The organism is Arthrobacter sp. FW306-07-I (assembly GCF_021800405.1).
Classification (GTDB): domain Bacteria; phylum Actinomycetota; class Actinomycetes; order Actinomycetales; family Micrococcaceae; genus Arthrobacter.
In genome coordinates this window covers 1,736,262-1,753,584 of record NZ_CP084550.1, presented here as the reverse complement: position 1 = coordinate 1,753,584, position 17,323 = coordinate 1,736,262, and the positions used below count along the sequence as shown (strand labels likewise).

Genomic DNA, 17,323 nt, shown 5'->3' with positions numbered 1-17,323 from the left:
TTTACCAGGCCAGGGTCTGGGCCCTGCGCCTGATTTCGGTCTTGCGGCCTTCCCGCAGCGCGTCAATGGGGCGGCCGCGCAATGACTCGTCGGCCGTAAACAGCCAGACAATAAGGTCCTCATCCGAGTAGCCGGCGTCGGCCAGCACCACAATGGTGCCCTTAAGGCTGTCCACTACCTGGCCGTCCTGGATGAATTCGGCGGGAACAGACCGGATCTTCCGTTCCCCCACCCGTAGTGCCACCAGGGCACGCTCATCAATGAGGCTATGGACCTTAGTGATGGAAACATCCAATAAACGGGCGACGTCGGGCAGTGGCAACCACTCGCCCACCAGGTTTTCTACATTACTCACGGATCAAGGTTGCCATGCAGCCCGGCCCGGCGCCTAGTCGAGGCAATTCATTCCGCTCCTGGCCTGCGGACACTCCCGAAATGAAGGCATTGCACAGAATCAGGAATTTCTTGTGCTAATCGCAAATTCATGAGAGATTCACATTCATCACAGTTGTAACACGAATAACTTAAGTCACAGTAGTATCAAGATTGACAGCGGCATCCCCGTCCGCGTCCGCACCCGCAGTTGAGAAGAGGATTCTTTCCGATGACGATGTCCCGCTCGCCCAAGCAGCCCCCCAAGCCGAGTCTGCCGATGATTGCCGCCACCACCGCGGCACTGCCAGCGGTCGTCCTGTCATCCCTTGCTCTGGCCCAGCCGGCTGCAGCGCAGCAGCCCGCGCGGAGCATTCCCAGCAGCCTGGCAGCGGCAATGAAGGCCCAGGCCGAGGCGAAGGCCGCGGGCACCGTGATCCCCGCTTCTGTTGTCTCCACCACCATTCCGGCAGCTTTCCAGCCGGCCCAGCCGGCAGCCCCAGCCGAGTACACGATTGTCCGCGGCGACACAGTCAGCGGTATCGCCGGCCGTTTCGGCCTGGAGACGGGTGAGATCCTCAAGCTGAACAACCTGCAGGCCAACACCATCATTTACCCCGGCCAGAAGCTCAAGCTGTCCGGCTCACCCGCTCCCGCCGCACCCGCGCCTGCAGCCGCCGCTGCCCCTGCAGCTCCGGCACCCGGCGCCGGGGCAACCTACACAGTGAAATCCGGCGACACCCTGGGCGCCATCGCTGCCAGGCACAACGTGTCGCTGTCGGATGTCTTCACCTGGAACAACCTGTCCATGCGTTCCATCATCTATCCGGGACAGAAGATCAAGGTGGGCGGCGGCTCGGCGCCGGCAGCTCCCGCGCCGGCGGCACCAGCACCTGCACCCGCCCTGGCCAACACATCGGCACCCGCAACGGGGTCCTACACCATCAAAGCCGGTGACACACTCTCGGCCATCGCATCCCGCCACGGAGTAAAGCTGCCGGACCTGCTGTCTGCCAACAAGCTGGGCATGACCAGCATCATTTACCCGGGCAGCAAACTGGTCATCCCCGGCGGCTCCGGGCAGCAGGCCCAGCAGCCCGCGGCGCCGCAGCCGGCCGCGGCTCCCCTGGTGCCCAGCTCGTTCCTCGGATTCAGCTACCCGGCAGCTGTTGTCAGCTCGGCCAATGAGAACAAGGCCCTGCTGAATGCTTCACCCGTGCCCTCGCGGGAGGAAATGAAGAACATCGTTGCCGACACCGCACGGCGCATGGGTGTGGACACTTCCCTGGCCCTTGCCTTTGCCTTCCAGGAGTCCGGTTTCAACCAGCGCGCGGTGTCGCCGGCGAACGCAATCGGCACTATGCAGGTCATTCCCAGCTCCGGACAGTGGGCATCGGACCTGGTGGGACGGAAGCTGAACCTGCTGGACCCGTACGACAATGCAGCAGCCGGCGTGGCCATCATTCGGCAACTGCTGGCCACCAGCAAGGACCAGGACAGCGCGATCGCGGGTTACTACCAGGGCCAGTACTCGGTGAGCAAGTACGGCATGTACGACGACACCAAGGCGTATGTTGCCGCGATCAAGGCCCACCAGAAGAACTTCAGGTAAGCCACTGACGATTGCAGTAATGCGGGTCCGAACCGTTACCGGTTCGGACCCGCATTCGTTGCGGACGCGTTTTGCTGCGGGATTAGGATCATAAGGTGCAGGAAGACGTGTCGGACCCCGTTGTAGGGACGCTGGTAGACAACCGCTACGCAGTCACCTCCAGGCTTGCCCGCGGCGGCATGTCCACGGTCTATCTGGCCGTGGACCAGAGGCTGGACCGCGAAGTGGCATTGAAAGTGCTGCACCCCCACCTTGCTGCTGACGAAAACTTCCTGGGCAGGCTGGGCAGGGAAGCAAAGGCCGCTGCCCGGCTGTCGCATCCCCACGTGGTGGGCGTGCTGGACCAGGGCAACGACGGCACCACGGCCTACCTTGTCATGGAATACATCAGGGGCCATACGCTCCGGGATGTCATCCGGGACAGGGGCGCCCTGCCGCCCAGGCTTGCGTTGGCACTTATTGATCCCGTCGTGGAGGGACTGGGTGCTGCGCACGCAGCGGGTTTTATCCACCGCGACGTGAAGCCCGAAAATGTCCTGATTGCCGATGACGGCAGGATCAAGATCGGTGACTTTGGCCTGGCCCGAGCCGTCACCAGCTCAACCAGCACCGGAGCGCTGATCGGCACGGTTGCCTACATTTCACCGGAACTGGTTTTGGGCAAGCCGGCGGACGCACGCAGCGATGTCTATTCCGTGGGGATCATGCTGTATGAAATGCTGACGGGCCGGCAGCCGTTCGAGGGCGAGGTGCCCATCCAGGTGGCCTACCAGCACGTCAACGGGACGGTGGGTCCGCCGTCGGACCAGGTACCCGGACTGGCAGGCGAGGTGGACGAACTGGTGCAGTGGTGCACCGCCAATGATCCCGAGAACCGGCCGGTGGACGGCAACGCGTTGCTTCAGGAACTGCGGCACATCCGGACCCACCTCACGGATGCGGAACTTGACCTGCTGCCGCCCGCAGCCGGTGGTCCCGCGTCCCAGCACCACACCGAGGTCCTGGCACGCGCCAGCAATCCGACAACCGTGCTGCCGCCTTCGCGGCCCGCTGCGCCGCCTTACCCGCCCGCTCACTTCGCGCCGGCCCAGGACAAGGTATCCAACGCCCAGGCTCCAACCGCCCAGGTGGCCTACCACCTGCGGCCCGGACTGGCACTGCCCGACGACGACGATTCCGACAGCGGCTGGTCTCCCCCGCCGCCCCGGCTGGGAAAGCGGGCCCAGCGCCGTGCCGACAAGGAAGACGAAAAGCTCCGGGCCGTGGCCGCTGCCACCCCGGTGCGCACCCTGCGGCAGGGCAATCCCCGGCGCCGCGGCGTCCTCTGGGTCCTGGTCCTGCTCATCGCCGCCCTCCTGGCCACTGGTGCCGGATGGTTTTTCGGCATGGGTCCCGGCGCTGCCGCCGCCGTACCTGCAGTAGCTAACAAAACGGTGGCCCAGGCCCAGCAGGTGCTGAGCGGGGTGGGTTTCCGTTCCACCACGAGCGATGTGTTCGACGACGAGGTGCCCACCGGGCTCGTGGTGGGCAGTGAGCCGGCTGCGGGGACCGAGATCCGGAAGTTCCAGCCCATCTCCCTGCTGGTCTCGAAGGGTCCACAGCTGTTTCCCCTGCCGAACCTCACCGGCGGCACGCTGGACGAAGCAAAGAGTTCCCTGAACGCGGCGCAGATGGCGCTGGGCACTGTGTCCGAGAAGTTCGACGAGGATGCGGCGGCCGGGATCGTCTTGTCGCAGGACCCTGCAGCCGGCAGCCCCGCACGCCACGGCACGCCCGTGGCCATTGCGGTTTCCAAGGGCCCTCAGCCGATTGCAGTTCCATCCGTCATCGGAAAGTCCGAGGATGACGCCGTGGCGGCCATCGAGGCCGCAGGCCTTACTGCCCGGGTGGCCCCGGATGAGGTTTTCGACCGGAACGTCCCGGAGGGGGACGTGGCCAGCCAGTCCCCGGCCAACGGGACGCTGACCAGGGGCGGAACGGTCACCTTGACCATCTCCAAGGGCCCCAAAATGGTGAATGTTCCCAGTTTCATTGGCAGACAGGTAGAGGATGCCCGTAAGCAACTGAAGGAGTTGGGCTTCGACGTCAAAGTGAACAACATCCTCGGTGGCTTTTTCGGCACAGTCCGGGACCAGAGCCCGGTGAACAAGGAAGTTCCGGAGGGCTCAACCGTGACCCTGACCGTGGTCTAAAGAGCGCTGGGCCCGCAAAAGGCGCGGCCGGAAGAGTTCCGGCCGCGCCTTTCAGCGCTCTGTTCGAATGCTCTTGCTAGTGCTTGGCGAGGGCGCCAGCCACCAGGAAGGCCATTTCGAGTGACTGCATGTGGTTCAGCCGCGGATCGCAGACAGACTCGTAACGGTCCAGGAACGCATCCTGGTCGATCGGGTCCGCGCCGCCGAGGCATTCCGCCACATCGTCGCCGGTCATCTCCACGTGGAGGCCACCAGGCACCGTGCCCAGGCCGTGGTGCACCTCGAAGAACCCGCGCACCTCGTCGATGACGTCGTCGAAATTGCGTGTCTTGTAGCCGTTGGGCGAGGTGACAGTGTTTCCGTGCATGGGGTCGGTGACCCACAGGACCTGCGCGCCGGAGGCAGTGACCTTCTCGACGACGGCCGGCAGCTTTTCGCGGATGTTGCCGGCGCCCATGCGGGTGATAAATGTGAGGCGGCCGGGCTCGCGGTCCGGGTCCAGCTTGTCGATCAGGCGCAGGGCGTCATCGCCTGTGGTGGACGGGCCAAGCTTGACGCCGATGGGGTTGCGCACGCGCGACAGGAAGTCGACGTGGGCGTGGTCCAGTTCGCGGGTGCGCTCCCCGATCCACAGGAAGTGCGCGGAGGTGTCGTAGGGGAATCCGGTGCGGGAGTCGATGCGGGTCAGGGCCCGTTCGTAATCCAGCAGCAGGGCCTCGTGGCTTGCGAAGAACTCGACGCGCTTGAGGGCCTCGAAGTCGGCGCCGCAGGAGGCCATGAACTTGATGGCACGGTCGATATCCCTGGCCAGCGATTCGTAGCGGGCGTGCGCGGGGTTCTCGGTGAACCCCTTGTTCCACTGGTGTACGGAGCGAAGGTCGGCAAAGCCACCCTGGGTGAAGGCCCGGATGAGGTTCAGCGTGGATGCGGAGGTGTGGTAGGCACGCAGCATCCGGGAGGCGTCGTGGCCGCGGGACTCAGGGGTGAACTCGTACCCGTTGACTATGTCGCCGCGGTAGGCGGGCAGGGTTACGCCGTCGCGGGTTTCGTCATTGGAGGAACGGGGCTTGGCGAATTGGCCTGCCATCCGCCCCATTTTGATGACGGGCATGGCCGCACCGTAGGTGAGGACCACGGCCATCTGGAGGATGGTCTTGACACGGGCGCTGATCTTGTCCGCCGTGGCGGCCTCGAAGGTTTCCGCGCAGTCGCCGCCCTGCAGCAGGAACGCCTTGCCCTGGGCAGCAGCGGCCAGCCGCTCACGAAGCACGTCCACTTCGCCTGCGAATACCAGCGGCGGAAGGACGGACAACTCCTTCACGGACGCATCAAAAACTTCCCGGTCCTGCCAGCTTGGCTGCTGCGAGATGGGAAGGTCCCGCCAGTGGTCCAGTCCGGGATAGTTGGCTGCTCCGCTCTGGGCGGTGCTGGACAGCGAAAATGCGGGTTTTGCAGATAGCTCAGTCACCCTCCAAGACTACCGGCAGGGCGGCGCCGGAGGGCACCGGGCCGTCACGCTGCCGGCTCCCCCCGTCACAACCGGGCTGTGCCCCTGGAAGGTTCCGTTACCCGGCGGCTGTTGTGCCGGCGTCGTCCTCCACGCCATGAGGCCCGGCGGCCGGACTGCCGGCGGCGTTGTCCTGCACGAATTCTCCCTCGGCTGCCACTGGGGCCGCCAAGGGCTCAGCTGCCGCGCGGGGCTCCACAGGCTTGCCGGCGAGCCGAAGCTTCACCACGGCCGCGTATTCGTCCACGTACTCCTGCCCCGAGAGTCGCAGCAGGCTGGACATGATCTCATCGGTGACCTTGCGCTGGACCGTCCTGTCCTCGGCCTGCTCCCGGTACTGGCTGAAGTCCAGGGGTTCGCCGAAGATCATGCCGATCCTGCGGATATTGGGCAGCCGTTTGCCTATGGGCTGGACCTTGTCGGTGCCGATCATGGCAACGGGAATGACGGGGACTCCCGCCTGCAGCGCAAGCCTGGCCACGCCCACCTTGCCGCGGTACAGCCGCCCGTCGGGACTCCGCGTGCCCTCGGGGTAGATACCCAGCAGTCCGCCTGCGCTGAGCACTTCCATTCCCGCGTTCAAGGACGCCGCGGAAGCCGCGCCGCCGGACCTGTCCATGGGCAGCTGATTGGTGAGGCGGAAGAACGCCGCCGTCAGCCTGCCCTTGATTCCCGTCCCCGTGAAGTACTCAGACTTTGCAAGGAAGACCACCGGGCGGCGCACCATGAGCGGCATGAAAATCGAATCGGAGAATGACAGGTGGTTTGAGGCGATGATGGCGGCTCCCTGCGCCGGGATGTTGTCCAGGCCTTTAACCCAGGGCCGAAAAAGCAGCTTGATCACCGGACCGAGGAAGATCCTTTTCATGACCCAATAGAACACGTGGTGAACCTCTCCGGAAGGCAGCTTCCAGTCCCCGCGTCGGGCCTGGCCAGCGATTCAATGCAACCCTACTCTAGTGAGATTTGGGTGGAACAGTGACACGATGGAGTCATGACTGAAAGCAGCATTCCGCCCCGTCCGGCCGCTTTCAGCTATCCAGGCCACGGTGTTAATGCCCGCATCGGGGTGGCCCTGTGCCATGGATTTACGGGCAGCCCGCTGAGCATCATGCCGTGGGCGCAGCACCTTGCGGACTTGGGGTACGCCGTCACCGTCCCCCTTCTCCCGGGGCACGGTACGGACTGGCGCCAGCTCGCCTCGACTGGCTGGAAGGACTGGTACCGCAGCTACGAAAAGGCCTTCCTCGACCTCGCCGGCCGGACGGACGCCTGCTTCACCGCCGGCCTGTCGATGGGCGGGGCCATCGCACTGCTTGCCGCTGCCCGCCATCCAGTGGCCGGGGTCAGCGTGGTGAACCCGGGCTTGAGCTTCTACGACTGGCGGGTGCGGATCATCGGCCTGCTTAAATATGTCCAGCGCACCACCGTTCCCCTCCAGGAGGACCAGACCGGCGCCCCCGCAACCGATGACGGCGACTACTCTCTGACTCCGCTGTCCGCGGTGCACGAGCTGAAGAAACTGTTCCGCGCAGCCGTGCGCGGCCTGCCCAGCGTGAATGCTCCCGTCCAGGTTTTCAAGTCGCGCACCGATGCCGTGGTGCCGCCCACCTCCCTGGCCCTGCTGCGGAAGGGGTTGGGCGCGAACCTCGCGGCGGTGGAAGAGCTTGCCAGCAGCGGACATGTGGCTACTCTGGACGTTGACGCGCCCGCCATCTTCGCGGGGTCGGACGAATTCTTCGCCGCCCATGCCCGCCGCACCACTACTTTGGAGACGCCATGACGTCCGGTCCGGACCACAGCCCGTTCAGCAGCGCCTTCAGCGGAGAAGGGCCGCGAACGGGAGTAGTGCTGTCCCACGGCTTCACGGGAAGCCCGCATGGCCTTCGCGCCTGGGCCCTGGCATTCGCCGCTGCCGGCTTCGCCGTCAGGATGCCTTTGCTGCCCGGGCATGGGACCACGTGGCAGGATCTTGCACGCACCCGGTGGCAGCAATGGCACGGCGCCCTGGATGATGCCTTCCTGGAACTGGATGCTGAATGCGACCAGGTTTTCGCGGCCGGCCTGAGCATGGGCGGCGCCCTCGCCCTGCGCCTTGCCGCCACCCGCCCCGTGGCCGGTGTGCTGCTGGTGAACCCAGGCCTGGTGATTGACGATCCCAGGGCACCGTTGGCCGGACTGCTCAAACTGGTGCTGAAGAGTACCCCGTCCATCGGCAACGACATCCTGAAAGCGGGCATGGATGAAGGCGCCTACGCCCGTACGCCCGTGGCCGCGGCCCATGAACTGAACAAAATGTTCAAGGACACCGTCCGGCTCCTTCCCCGGGTCACGGCGCCCGTCCAGGTTTACCGGTCCACCGTGGACCATGTCGTGTCCGACTCCAGCATGGACGTCCTGCGGCGCGGGCTGGTACACGCTCCCCTGGAGGTGGTCCGGCTCGAGAACAGCTACCACGTGGCCACCCTGGACAACGACGCCGACCGCATCTTCGAGGGTTCGGTGGACTTTATCCGGCGCGTGCTGAAGCAAACGACGGCCAGCCCTGCAGGATCAGGACAGGAGGTGCGCGGTGAACAGGCCTGACTCGGAACAGCCTGACCAGGGGGCCAACCAGGACGACGCCGTATGGCTGGACCTGGTGGCACGGCTTGAGTCAGACACGGTGGCAATACGCCCCGACACCCCGGGCGCCGGGGAAAAGCCGGCCACCGGGACGGAAGCTGGCCCGGAAACACCGGGGGCTCCCTCCTTCCGCGACTTCGATCCGTTGGGTCTGGCGGGGACTGCCCCTGCCGAGCCGTCCCCGGCGGAACGCCAGGCGGGGGCAGGAGGGGAGGACGGCCAGGGTGCAGGCGGGGCCCCGGAGGGTCCCCGGGACTATGAGGTGGACGATGGCGACGAAGAGTTCGTGCCGGAGGAACCGCCCAGCCTGGCCGGCACCGAGCCGCTGACCATGCTGGCCTGGCTCGGTGCCGTGGGCGGCCCCGTGGCGCTGCTGTTGTCGGCGATGTTCTGGCGCACGGCGCCCCTGCTGGCCATCGTCGGCATCGTTGCCGCGTTCGTCCTTGGGACGGTGTACCTGATCATGAAGCTGCCGCAGGAAAAGAACGGGGACGACGACGGCGCCAGGGTGTAGCGCCCCCGGGCCCGCCGTCGTCGTCGACTAAGTCGTGGTCAACGAAGTCGTCGCCCGCCGTGTCAGCAGGCGGTGGTCAGCTGCGGACGCGGCTGCTGACCCGCGAAAGGTCCGCCGCCCCAATGAGCCCCGCGCTAGGGCCCAGTGCAGCAAGCTCGATTCCGGCAGCCGGGCGGAAGCCACGGCCCGTCAGGTTCCGGGCGAAGGCTTTGCGGGCGGGTTCCACCAGCAGGTCGCCAGCTGAGCAGAGGCCGCCGCCGATCACGAAGAGGCCCGGATCCAGGGCTGCCGCCAGATTGGCGAGCCCAAGTCCAAGCCATTCGCCGACTTCCTCGATCAGCTCGCGGGAGGCGCGGTCGCCGGCCAGTGCCAGCTCGGTGACGATGGCGCCGGTAATGGCTTCCGGATGTCCATGCACCGCTGCCAGCAGGTCCTGCGCCACCGGGGAGTTGGACCGGGCCAGCAGCCTCGCTTCGCGGCCCAGGGCATTGCCCGACGCATACTGTTCCCAACATCCGCGGTTGCCGCATTCGCACCGGTGCCCGCCCGGCATGATGATTTGGTGGCCGAACTCCCCTGCCACGCCGAACCGGCCGCGCTCCACCCTGCCGTCCATCACCATTGCACCGCCAATACCGGTGCCCAGCGTGATGCAGACCAGCCGGTCCTCTCCTTGGCCGGCACCGAAGCGCCACTCAGCCCAGGCTGCCGCATCGGCGTCGTTGGTCAGGAGTACCGGCCGGCGGAGGAGCCGCTGGAGGTTCGCACGCAGCGGCTCGTTGCGCCAGGCCAGGTGCGGGCTGAAGAGGACGGTGCCGCCGGCCAGGTCCATCCACCCGGCGGCGCCGATGCCCACCGACCAGATGCGGTGCCCCTGGCTGAGCTCCTCCACCAGTTCCACGATGACCTGTTCCACAGCACGGGGATCCGTCCCGGGGGTGGAGCGGCGTGCCTCATTAAGGATCCGGCCTTCGGCGTCCACCACGCCCGCGGCTACCTTCGTTCCCCCAATATCTATCCCGATGGCCAATCCCTTGCGGCCCAGGCGGAGGTGTCCACCGGTCCCGCCATGGAGCTGTCCGGCACGGTAGCTGGCGGGACGGCGGCGCCAGGGGGCGGGTCTTTTCAGGGGGCCGGCCTGATCGCCGGGCAACGGTCCGTACATAGTCCACCATTCTAAGCGGGCGGCAAGATTGTCTTGACATATGGCCCACACACGACGTGCATTGACGGCTAAGTTACTCGCCAGTAGGTTTATATACTGCACTGTTCCGTCCGGGGTATTAGTCTTTAGGCAACCCCCTGCGCGGGACTTCAGATATCAAAGGAGCTATAGTGCGCGAATTCAGTGTTCCGCCCCTGGTTGTTGTCCCGCCGGAAACCAACATCACCGACCTGGTGTTGCGGCAGGCGGCCAAGCCCAGCAACCCGGCACTGTTTTCCCGCCTCGACCCGGCGGGTTCCTGGCGCAACGTCCCCGCCACGGAGTTCCTCGCTGACGTCAGGGCGCTTGCCAAGGGCCTGATCGCCAGCGGAGTGGGCGCCGGGGACCGGGTGGGCATCATGTCCCGCACCCGCTACGAGTGGTCCCTGGTGGACTTCTCCATCTGGTTCGCCGGTGCGGTTTCTGTTCCCATCTATGAGACCTCCTCCCCCTCCCAGGTCGCCTGGAACCTTGGGGACTCCGGTGCCGTTGCCGCTTTCGGCGAATCCGCCCACCACGAGAACGTCATCCGCCAGGCCGTCACCGCCGAGGGCCTCACAGCGGTGCAGCACGTGTGGCAGCTCGAGGGGACGGGCCTGGACAGCCTCCGCGAAGCAGGCCGCGATGTCAGCGACGAAGAGCTCGAGTCCCGCCGCAGCGGAGCAGGACTCCACGACGTGGCCACCATCATCTACACCTCCGGAACCACGGGACGGCCCAAGGGCTGCGAGCTCACGCACGGCAACTTCGTGGAACTGTCGGACAACGCCTTGGCCATCATCGGCGAAATTGTCCACGAGAACGCCAAAACCATCATGTTCCTGCCCCTGGCCCATGTGTTCGCCCGATTCATCTCGGTCCTGGCCATGGCAGCCGGAACCACGGTGGCCCACACCCCGGATATCAAAAACCTCCTGGCCGACCTGCAGAGCTACGAACCGACATTCATCCTGGCCGTGCCCCGGGTCTTCGAGAAGGTTTACAATTCCGCGCTGACCAAAGCCGAGGACGGCGGCAAGGGCGCCATCTTCCACCGCGCCGCCGAAACCGCCATCGCCTTCTCCAAGGCGCGGCAGGACGGACGGGTGGGGCTGGGCCTGAAGCTGCGGCATGCGCTGTTTGACAAGCTGGTTTACGGCAAGCTGCGTGCCGCCATGGGTGGACACGTGGCACACGCGGTGTCCGGCGGCGGCCCCCTGGGCGAGCGGCTGGGGCACTTCTTCCAGGGCATCGGCCTGCAGGTGCTGGAAGGCTACGGCCTCACCGAAACCACCGCCCCCATCACCGTGAACACCCCATCGCGGATCAAGATCGGCTCGGTGGGCAAGCCGCTGCCGGGTAACGCAGTGAAGATTGCCGACGACGGCGAAATCCTGGCCAAGGGAGTCTGCGTCATGCGGGGCTACTACCAGCGGGATGACCTTACCGCGGAAGCCTTCACTGACGGCTGGTTCCATACCGGCGACATCGGCCGGCTGGATGACGAGGGTTTCGTCTGGATCACCGGCCGCAAGAAGGAAATCATCGTCACGGCCGGCGGCAAGAACGTCATTCCCGCCCTGCTCGAAGACCAGATCCGGGCTGACGCCTTGGTGTCGCAGGTGCTGGTGGTAGGGGATAACAGGCCCTTCATCGGGGCCCTGGTCACCCTGGACCAGGAAGCCCTGCCGGGCTGGCTCCAGCGCCACAGCCTTCCCGCAGACACCACGCTGGAGCAGGCAGCACAAAACCCCGTGGTTAAGGCTGCAGTCCAGGACCTGATCACCGCAGCCAACACGTCAGTTTCCCAGGCTGAGGCCATCAAGTCCTTCCGCATCGTCCCCGCCGACTTCACCGAAGCCTCCGGCCACCTGACCCCATCCATGAAGGTGAAGAGGGCCCAGGTAATGAAGGACTTCGAAACGGTCATCGAAGAGATGTACTCCGCCCCGCGTCCCTGATCACAACAACGAAAGGGTCCTCCCGCCTTGGGAGGACCCTTTCGTTGTGTCTGGAACTTCTTACTGCTCGATGACGAGGAGCAGGTCTCCACCCTGGACCTGCTCGACGGCGGAGATGGCGAGGCGGGAAACCTTGCCGCCTACCGGCGTCGTGATGGATGCTTCCATCTTCATGGCCTCGATGGTCGCCACGGTGTCACCTGCGTTGACCGTGTCCCCGGGCTTGACCGTGACGGTAACGGCGCCGGCGAACGGTGCGGCCACCTGGCCGGGCTGGGCGGGGTCGGCCTTTTCGGCGGCCTTGACGTTGCTCACCACGGACCGGTCACGCACCACCACGGGGCGGGACTGGCCGTTGAGGGTGCACATGACGGTGCGCATCCCCTTTTCGTCCGGCTCCGAGACGGCTTCCAGGGAGGCGATGAGGCGGACACCGCGCTCCAGCTGGATCTCGTGCTCGGTGCCGCGCTGGAGGCCGTACAGGTAGTCACGGGTATCCAGGACGGAGATGTTGCCGTACGTCTCCACGCTCTTCAGGTAGTCCTTGGTGGGGCCGTCGAAGAGCAGCCGGTTCAGCGTGTGCTGGCGGGTCTTCGAATCGGACTTCAACGCGGCGCTGTCCTCGGCGCTCAGCTCGACGTCGCGCACCTTCACGCTCCTGCCCTGCAGGGCCTTGGTGCGGAAGGGCTCGGGCCAGCCTCCGGGAGGATCACCGAGCTCGCCGGAGAGGAAGCCGATGACTGAGTCGGGAATGTCGTAGTTCTGCGGGTTCGCTTCAAAGTCCGCAGGATCGGCGTTGAGGCCCACCAGGTGCAGGGCGAGGTCACCCACCACCTTGGAGGACGGCGTGACCTTCACCAGGTGGCCCAGGATGCGGTCGGCGGCGGTGTACATGTCCTCGATCGCTTCAAACCGCTCCCCCAGGCCCAGGGCCATGGCCTGCTGGCGCAGGTTGGACAGCTGGCCGCCCGGGATCTCGTGCTTGTACACCCGGCCAGTGGGGCCGGGCAGGCCCGACTCGAAGGGGGCATAGACGCGTCGGACCGCTTCCCAGTACGGCTCGAGCGAGCTGACGGCGTCCAGGTTGAGGCCGGTATCGCGCGGCGTGTGGGCCAGGGCAGCAACAAGGGCCGACGCCGACACTTGGCTGGTGGTGCCGGCCAGCGATGCGGAGGCCACGTCCACGGCATCCACGCCGGCGTCGACAGCAGCCAGCAGGGTGGCCAGCTGGCCGCCCGCGGTGTCGTGGGTGTGCAGGTGGACCGGCAGGTCGAAGCGCTCACGGAGCGCCGCAACGAGCTTCGCAGCGGCAGCGGGGCGCAGCAGCCCGGCCATGTCCTTGATGGCCAGGATGTGGGCCCCGGCGTCGACGATCTTCTGCGCCAGCCCAAGGTAGTAGTCCAGATTGTAGAGCTTCTCTTCCGGGTCCAGCAGGTTGCCCGTGTAGCACAGCGCCACTTCCGCCACGGCGGTGCCGGTGGCACGGACTGCGCGGATGGCTGGAGCCATCTGGTTGACGTCGTTCAGGGCGTCGAAGATGCGGAAGATGTCGATGCCGGTGGCGGCGGCCTCGTTGACGAAGGCCTCCGTGACTTCTTCCGGGTACGGCGTGTAGCCCACCGTGTTGCGGCCGCGCAGCAGCATCTGGATGCAGACGTTGGGCATGGCCTGGCGCAGGGCTGCCAGCCGGTCCCAGGGGTCCTCGCCCAGGAAGCGCAGCGCCACATCATAGGTGGCACCGCCCCACGCCTCGACGGACAGCAGCTGCGGCATGAGCGCCGTAACAGCGGGGCCCGCGGCTACGAGGTCGCGGGTGCGGACGCGGGTGGCCAGAAGGGACTGGTGCGCGTCGCGGAAAGTGGTATCGGTGACGGCGACGGCATTCTGCTCACGCAATGCCTTGGCGAAGCCTTCCGGCCCCAGTTCAAGGAGCTTCTGCCGTGAACCGGGTCCTGCCTGCCTGTCCTTGACGTCGGGCAGCTTGTGCGCGGGATCCGAATGCACGGTCAGGTCGCCGTTGGGCTTGTTCACGGTGACGTCGGCCAGCCAGGTGAGGAGCTTGGTGCCGCGGTCGGCGGATACCCGGGCCTTGAGCAGCTCCGGGCGCTGGTCGATGAAGTTGGTGGCCACATCTCCGGCGATGAAGTCGGGATCGTCCAGCACAGCCTGGAGGAAGGGGATGTTCGTGGAGACGCCACGGATGCGGAACTCGGCCAGGGCACGGCGGGCGCGGGCAACGGCAGTGGGGTAATCCCTGCCGCGGCAGGTGAGCTTCACCAGCATGGAGTCGAAGTGCGGGCTGATCTCGGCCCCGGAGTACACCGTGCCGCCGTCAAGCCGGACACCCGCGCCGCCGGCCGAGCGGTACCCGGTGATCTTTCCGACGTCGGGGCGGAAGCCGTTGGCGGGATCCTCCGTGGTGATGCGGCTCTGGAGGGCTGCGCCGCGAAGCCTGACCGTGTCCTGGGAGAGGCCAAGATCGGCGAGGGTCTCGCCGGAGGCGATCCGCATCTGGGCCTGGACCAGGTCCACGTCCGTGACTTCCTCGGTTACCGTATGCTCCACCTGGATGCGCGGGTTCATTTCGATGAAGACGTGCTGGCCGGCCCGCTCACCCTCGGTGTCGACGAGGAACTCGACCGTACCGGCGTTGACATACTTCAATGCCTGGGCGAACTTCACGGCGTCCCGGTAGAGGGCCTGCCGGATGTTGTCGTCCAGGTTGGGGGCGGGAGCGATCTCGATGACCTTCTGGTGCCGCCGCTGGATGGAACAGTCACGCTCGAACAGGTGCATGACGTTGCCTTCGGCGTCCGCCAGGATCTGCACTTCGATGTGCCTCGGCCGGAGGACTGCCTGCTCAAGAAACATGGTGGGGTCACCGAAGGCGGCGTCGGCTTCGCGCATGGCTGACTGCAGGGCTTCGGGCAGGGCCTCGCGGGTATCCACCCGGCGCATGCCCCGGCCACCGCCGCCGGCAACGGCCTTGGCGAAGATTGGGAAGCCGATCTCATCGGCCGCAGCAAGGAGCTCATCCAAGTCCTTGGACGGCTCGCTGGACTTCAGGACCGGCACGCCGGCCTCGCGGGCGGCCTTCAGCGCTGCCACCTTGTTGCCCGCAAGCTCCAGCACTTCGGCGGGCGGCCCCACGAACGTGATGCCGGCCTCCTTTGCCGCGCGTGCCAGCTCCGGGTTTTCCGAGAGGAAGCCGTAGCCCGGGTAGATGGCGTCAGCTCCGGACTCCTTGGCGACCCGTACCACCTCCGCCACGTCAAGGTATGCCCGGACGGGGTGTCCCTCCTGGCCAATCAGGTAGGCCTCGTCCGCTTTCTGGCGGTGAATTGAGTTTCGGTCCTCTTGGGGAAAAACGGCAACGGTCTTGGCGCCCAGCTCGTAGCCGGCGCGGAAGGCCCTGATCGCGATTTCACCGCGGTTGGCCACCAGAACTTTGGAAAACATACTTCTCCTGCATCATTGCTGGGTGGATCGATGAGTGGTCACAGTGTCTAGGACCTACAAGGACAAACACAAATCTTTGTGGTCACGGTCACAGAATTTCCCGTCATGTCCCGAACGCTTTCAGCCTGGCTGGCGGAAACCGCCCCGGCAGCACAGTCGGTGGCATGCCGACGCCCGTTAAAGCAGGATTCGCCGACGCATCAACATATGATGAGTAGGGCGGCAGGACCGCCCGGCTTCGGCTCTGCCGAGGCAAACATTACTCCCAACACGGCATCCGGCGTTAGGTTTTGGTCTCTCAAGTGCAAGTAGTCAGCATCAGCAGCCTCAAGGGTGGAGTCGGTAAGACTTCCGTCACCACAGGATTGGCGTCTGCGGCGCTGGCCGCGGGAGTACGCACGCTGGTGGTGGACCTCGATCCGCATGCCGACGCCACCACCGCCCTGGGCGTCCAGCCGGGCGACCAGTTGGATATTGGCAGGATGCTCAAGAGCCCCCGCAGGGCAAAACTGGCGGAGAACGTGGTCCGCAGCAGCTGGGCTGACCGAACCCCCACGAACGGTTCCGGGCCCGCCGTCCTGGATGTCGCCGTCGGCTCCGCCTACACCGGGATTTACGACCGGCCGGACCTGGGCCGCCGCGACCTCCGCCGGCTTTCCGCCGTGCTTGCCGGCGCCAACGACTACCAGCTGGTGCTGATCGACTGCCCGCCGTCCCTCAACGGCCTGACGCGCATGGCCTGGGCCGCCAGCGACAAGGTTGCCCTGGTTGCCGAACCCGGCCTGTTCTCGGTGGCCGGCACGGAACGCACCATGCGGGCAATCCAGCTCTTCAGGCAGGAGTTCGCCCCGAACCTGTCGCCGGCCGGGATCGTGGCAAACCGCGTCCGGAGCGGCTCGTCGGAGCACACCTACCGGCTTGCCGAAATGGAATCCATGTTTGGCGAACTCCTCCTGAGCCCGCGCATTCCGGAACAGGCCAACTGGCAGCAGATCCAAGGCGCCGCCCATCCCGTCCACCACTGGCCCGGGGATTCGGCCAAGTCCGCCGCCGGCCTGTTTGACGACCTTTTATCCAACCTGATGGCCTCCCGCAGCGGCCTGCGGAGCCGGGCCCGCTGAACCGCAGGCCGGCAGAACCTCCCAGCGCACCCGACGCTTAAACGTCCAGGGGCCGTCCTCCAAATGAAGGACGGCCCCTGGTTCGTTGATCTACGGGTCAGCTGATCTTCCGCGCGGCCCTGCGCTTGCTGAGTTCATCGTCGGGAAAGGATTGCTCCGCGGCGTGTTCGCTGGGCAGCGAAGCCAGGCTGCCCTCCACCTCGCGCCATACGCGCCCAACCGCGATGCCGAAAACGCCCTGGCCGCCCTGGACCAGGTCTATGACCTCATCTGCAGACGTGCATTCGTAGACGCTGGCGCCGTCGCTCATGAGCGTGATCTGCGCAAGGTCCTCCACCCCGCGCTCGCGCAGGTGTTCCACGGCCGTACGGATCTGCTGCAGGGACACGCCGGTGTCGAGGAGCCGCTTGACCACCTTGAGCACCAGGATGTCGCGGAAGCCGTACAGCCGCTGGGATCCGGATCCTGCAGCGCCACGGACGGCCGGCTCCACCAGGCCGGTACGGGCCCAGTAATCGAGCTGGCGGTAGGTGATGCCTGCAGCCTTACAGGCAGTAGGCCCGCGGTAGCCTGCGTCTTCATCCAGTACCGGAAGGTCCTCGGTGAACAGGAGGCCCTGGGCACCACTTACGGGTACAGCAACGCCAGCCTTGGGCTGCTTTAGCCCGCCTGCTTCGCCTTTGGGACTCACCTGGATCCTCCTTGTCGTACGCTCCCTTGGTACTGATACGGCTGCATTGGCATGAAGACCATGCGTGTAATTTTTCCGCGGGGCGC

Annotated in this window: 13 protein-coding genes; 7 read left to right on the top strand and 6 right to left on the bottom strand. The window is 65.9% G+C overall.

The features are described from left to right. Position 1 precedes the first annotated feature (1 nt). Entirely contained in the window at positions 2 to 355 is a 354-nt protein-coding gene (locus LFT46_RS08055; RefSeq protein ID WP_236802011.1) for an Rv2175c family DNA-binding protein, read from the bottom strand. Between the two features lie 249 nt (positions 356 to 604). Here LFT46_RS08055 and LFT46_RS08050 point away from each other — a divergent pair, with 249 nt between their 5' ends. Both LFT46_RS08050 and pknB read left to right on the top strand, forming a co-directional pair. Further along, on the top strand, positions 605 to 1,984 hold the full coding sequence (locus LFT46_RS08050; RefSeq protein ID WP_236821772.1) for a lytic transglycosylase domain-containing protein: 1,380 nt from the start codon (positions 605 to 607) through the stop codon (positions 1,982 to 1,984). 95 nt (positions 1,985 to 2,079) lie between these two features. Further along, the gene (gene pknB / locus LFT46_RS08045) at positions 2,080 to 4,176 is read left to right on the top strand and encodes a Stk1 family PASTA domain-containing Ser/Thr kinase (RefSeq protein WP_236821771.1); all 2,097 of its coding nucleotides are present in this window, start codon (positions 2,080 to 2,082) and stop codon (positions 4,174 to 4,176) included. 76 nt (positions 4,177 to 4,252) lie between these two features. Here pknB and LFT46_RS08040 read toward each other — a convergent pair whose 3' ends face one another. Both LFT46_RS08040 and LFT46_RS08035 read right to left on the bottom strand, forming a co-directional pair. Beyond that, positions 4,253 to 5,644 (bottom strand): class II 3-deoxy-7-phosphoheptulonate synthase, encoded by a 1,392-nt coding sequence (locus LFT46_RS08040; RefSeq protein WP_236802008.1) that lies wholly within the window; start codon positions 5,642 to 5,644, stop codon positions 4,253 to 4,255. Between the two features lie 97 nt (positions 5,645 to 5,741). Next, a complete protein-coding gene (locus tag LFT46_RS08035; RefSeq protein ID WP_236802007.1) occupies positions 5,742 to 6,566 on the bottom strand; it encodes a lysophospholipid acyltransferase family protein in 825 nt (274 codons plus the stop codon). A 111-nt stretch (positions 6,567 to 6,677) separates the two neighbouring features. Between LFT46_RS08035 and LFT46_RS08030 the strand changes: the two genes are divergently transcribed. Genes LFT46_RS08030 through LFT46_RS08020 form a run of 3 tightly spaced genes read left to right on the top strand, consistent with a single transcriptional unit; the run spans position 6,678 to position 8,822 of the window. Then, entirely contained in the window at positions 6,678 to 7,466 is a 789-nt protein-coding gene (locus LFT46_RS08030) for an alpha/beta hydrolase (RefSeq protein ID WP_236821770.1), read from the top strand. Beyond that, the gene (locus tag LFT46_RS08025) at positions 7,463 to 8,269 is read left to right on the top strand and encodes an alpha/beta hydrolase (RefSeq protein WP_236802006.1); all 807 of its coding nucleotides are present in this window, start codon (positions 7,463 to 7,465) and stop codon (positions 8,267 to 8,269) included. Before LFT46_RS08030 ends, LFT46_RS08025 begins: the two co-directional genes overlap by 4 nt. After that, a complete protein-coding gene (locus LFT46_RS08020; RefSeq protein ID WP_236802005.1) occupies positions 8,256 to 8,822 on the top strand; it encodes a hypothetical protein in 567 nt (188 codons plus the stop codon). Before LFT46_RS08025 ends, LFT46_RS08020 begins: the two co-directional genes overlap by 14 nt. Before the next feature lie 76 nt (positions 8,823 to 8,898). On the opposite strand, the gene LFT46_RS08015 is transcribed toward LFT46_RS08020, so the two are convergent. Further along, the gene (locus tag LFT46_RS08015) at positions 8,899 to 9,987 is read right to left on the bottom strand and encodes an ROK family glucokinase (protein ID WP_236821769.1); all 1,089 of its coding nucleotides are present in this window, start codon (positions 9,985 to 9,987) and stop codon (positions 8,899 to 8,901) included. A 170-nt stretch (positions 9,988 to 10,157) separates the two neighbouring features. Between LFT46_RS08015 and LFT46_RS08010 the strand changes: the two genes are divergently transcribed. After that, the gene (locus LFT46_RS08010; protein ID WP_236802003.1) at positions 10,158 to 11,966 is read left to right on the top strand and encodes an AMP-dependent synthetase/ligase; all 1,809 of its coding nucleotides are present in this window, start codon (positions 10,158 to 10,160) and stop codon (positions 11,964 to 11,966) included. 60 nt (positions 11,967 to 12,026) lie between these two features. On the opposite strand, the gene LFT46_RS08005 is transcribed toward LFT46_RS08010, so the two are convergent. Continuing rightward, positions 12,027 to 15,425 (bottom strand): pyruvate carboxylase, encoded by a 3,399-nt coding sequence (locus tag LFT46_RS08005; protein WP_236821768.1) that lies wholly within the window; start codon positions 15,423 to 15,425, stop codon positions 12,027 to 12,029. Between the two features lie 302 nt (positions 15,426 to 15,727). Here LFT46_RS08005 and LFT46_RS08000 point away from each other — a divergent pair, with 302 nt between their 5' ends. Beyond that, positions 15,728 to 16,546, top strand: a complete 819-nt coding sequence (locus tag LFT46_RS08000) for a ParA family protein (protein WP_236802001.1) — start codon at positions 15,728 to 15,730, stop codon at positions 16,544 to 16,546. A 97-nt stretch (positions 16,547 to 16,643) separates the two neighbouring features. On the opposite strand, the gene LFT46_RS07995 is transcribed toward LFT46_RS08000, so the two are convergent. Then, the gene (locus LFT46_RS07995; protein WP_142134380.1) at positions 16,644 to 17,237 is read right to left on the bottom strand and encodes a MerR family transcriptional regulator; all 594 of its coding nucleotides are present in this window, start codon (positions 17,235 to 17,237) and stop codon (positions 16,644 to 16,646) included. Positions 17,238 to 17,323: the final 86 nt, after the last annotated feature.

Excerpts from the sequence above, each read along its gene's own strand:
- LFT46_RS08050 (WP_236821772.1), top strand. The coding sequence starts at position 605 with ATGACGATGTCCCGCTCGCCCAAGCAGCCCCCCAAGCCGAGTCTGCCG.
- LFT46_RS08030 (WP_236821770.1), top strand. The coding sequence starts at position 6,678 with ATGACTGAAAGCAGCATTCCGCCCCGTCCGGCCGCTTTCAGCTATCCA.
- LFT46_RS08025 (WP_236802006.1), top strand. The coding sequence starts at position 7,463 with ATGACGTCCGGTCCGGACCACAGCCCGTTCAGCAGCGCCTTCAGCGGA.
- LFT46_RS08015 (WP_236821769.1), bottom strand. The coding sequence starts at position 9,987 with ATGTACGGACCGTTGCCCGGCGATCAGGCCGGCCCCCTGAAAAGACCC.
- LFT46_RS08005 (WP_236821768.1), bottom strand. The coding sequence starts at position 15,425 with ATGTTTTCCAAAGTTCTGGTGGCCAACCGCGGTGAAATCGCGATCAGG.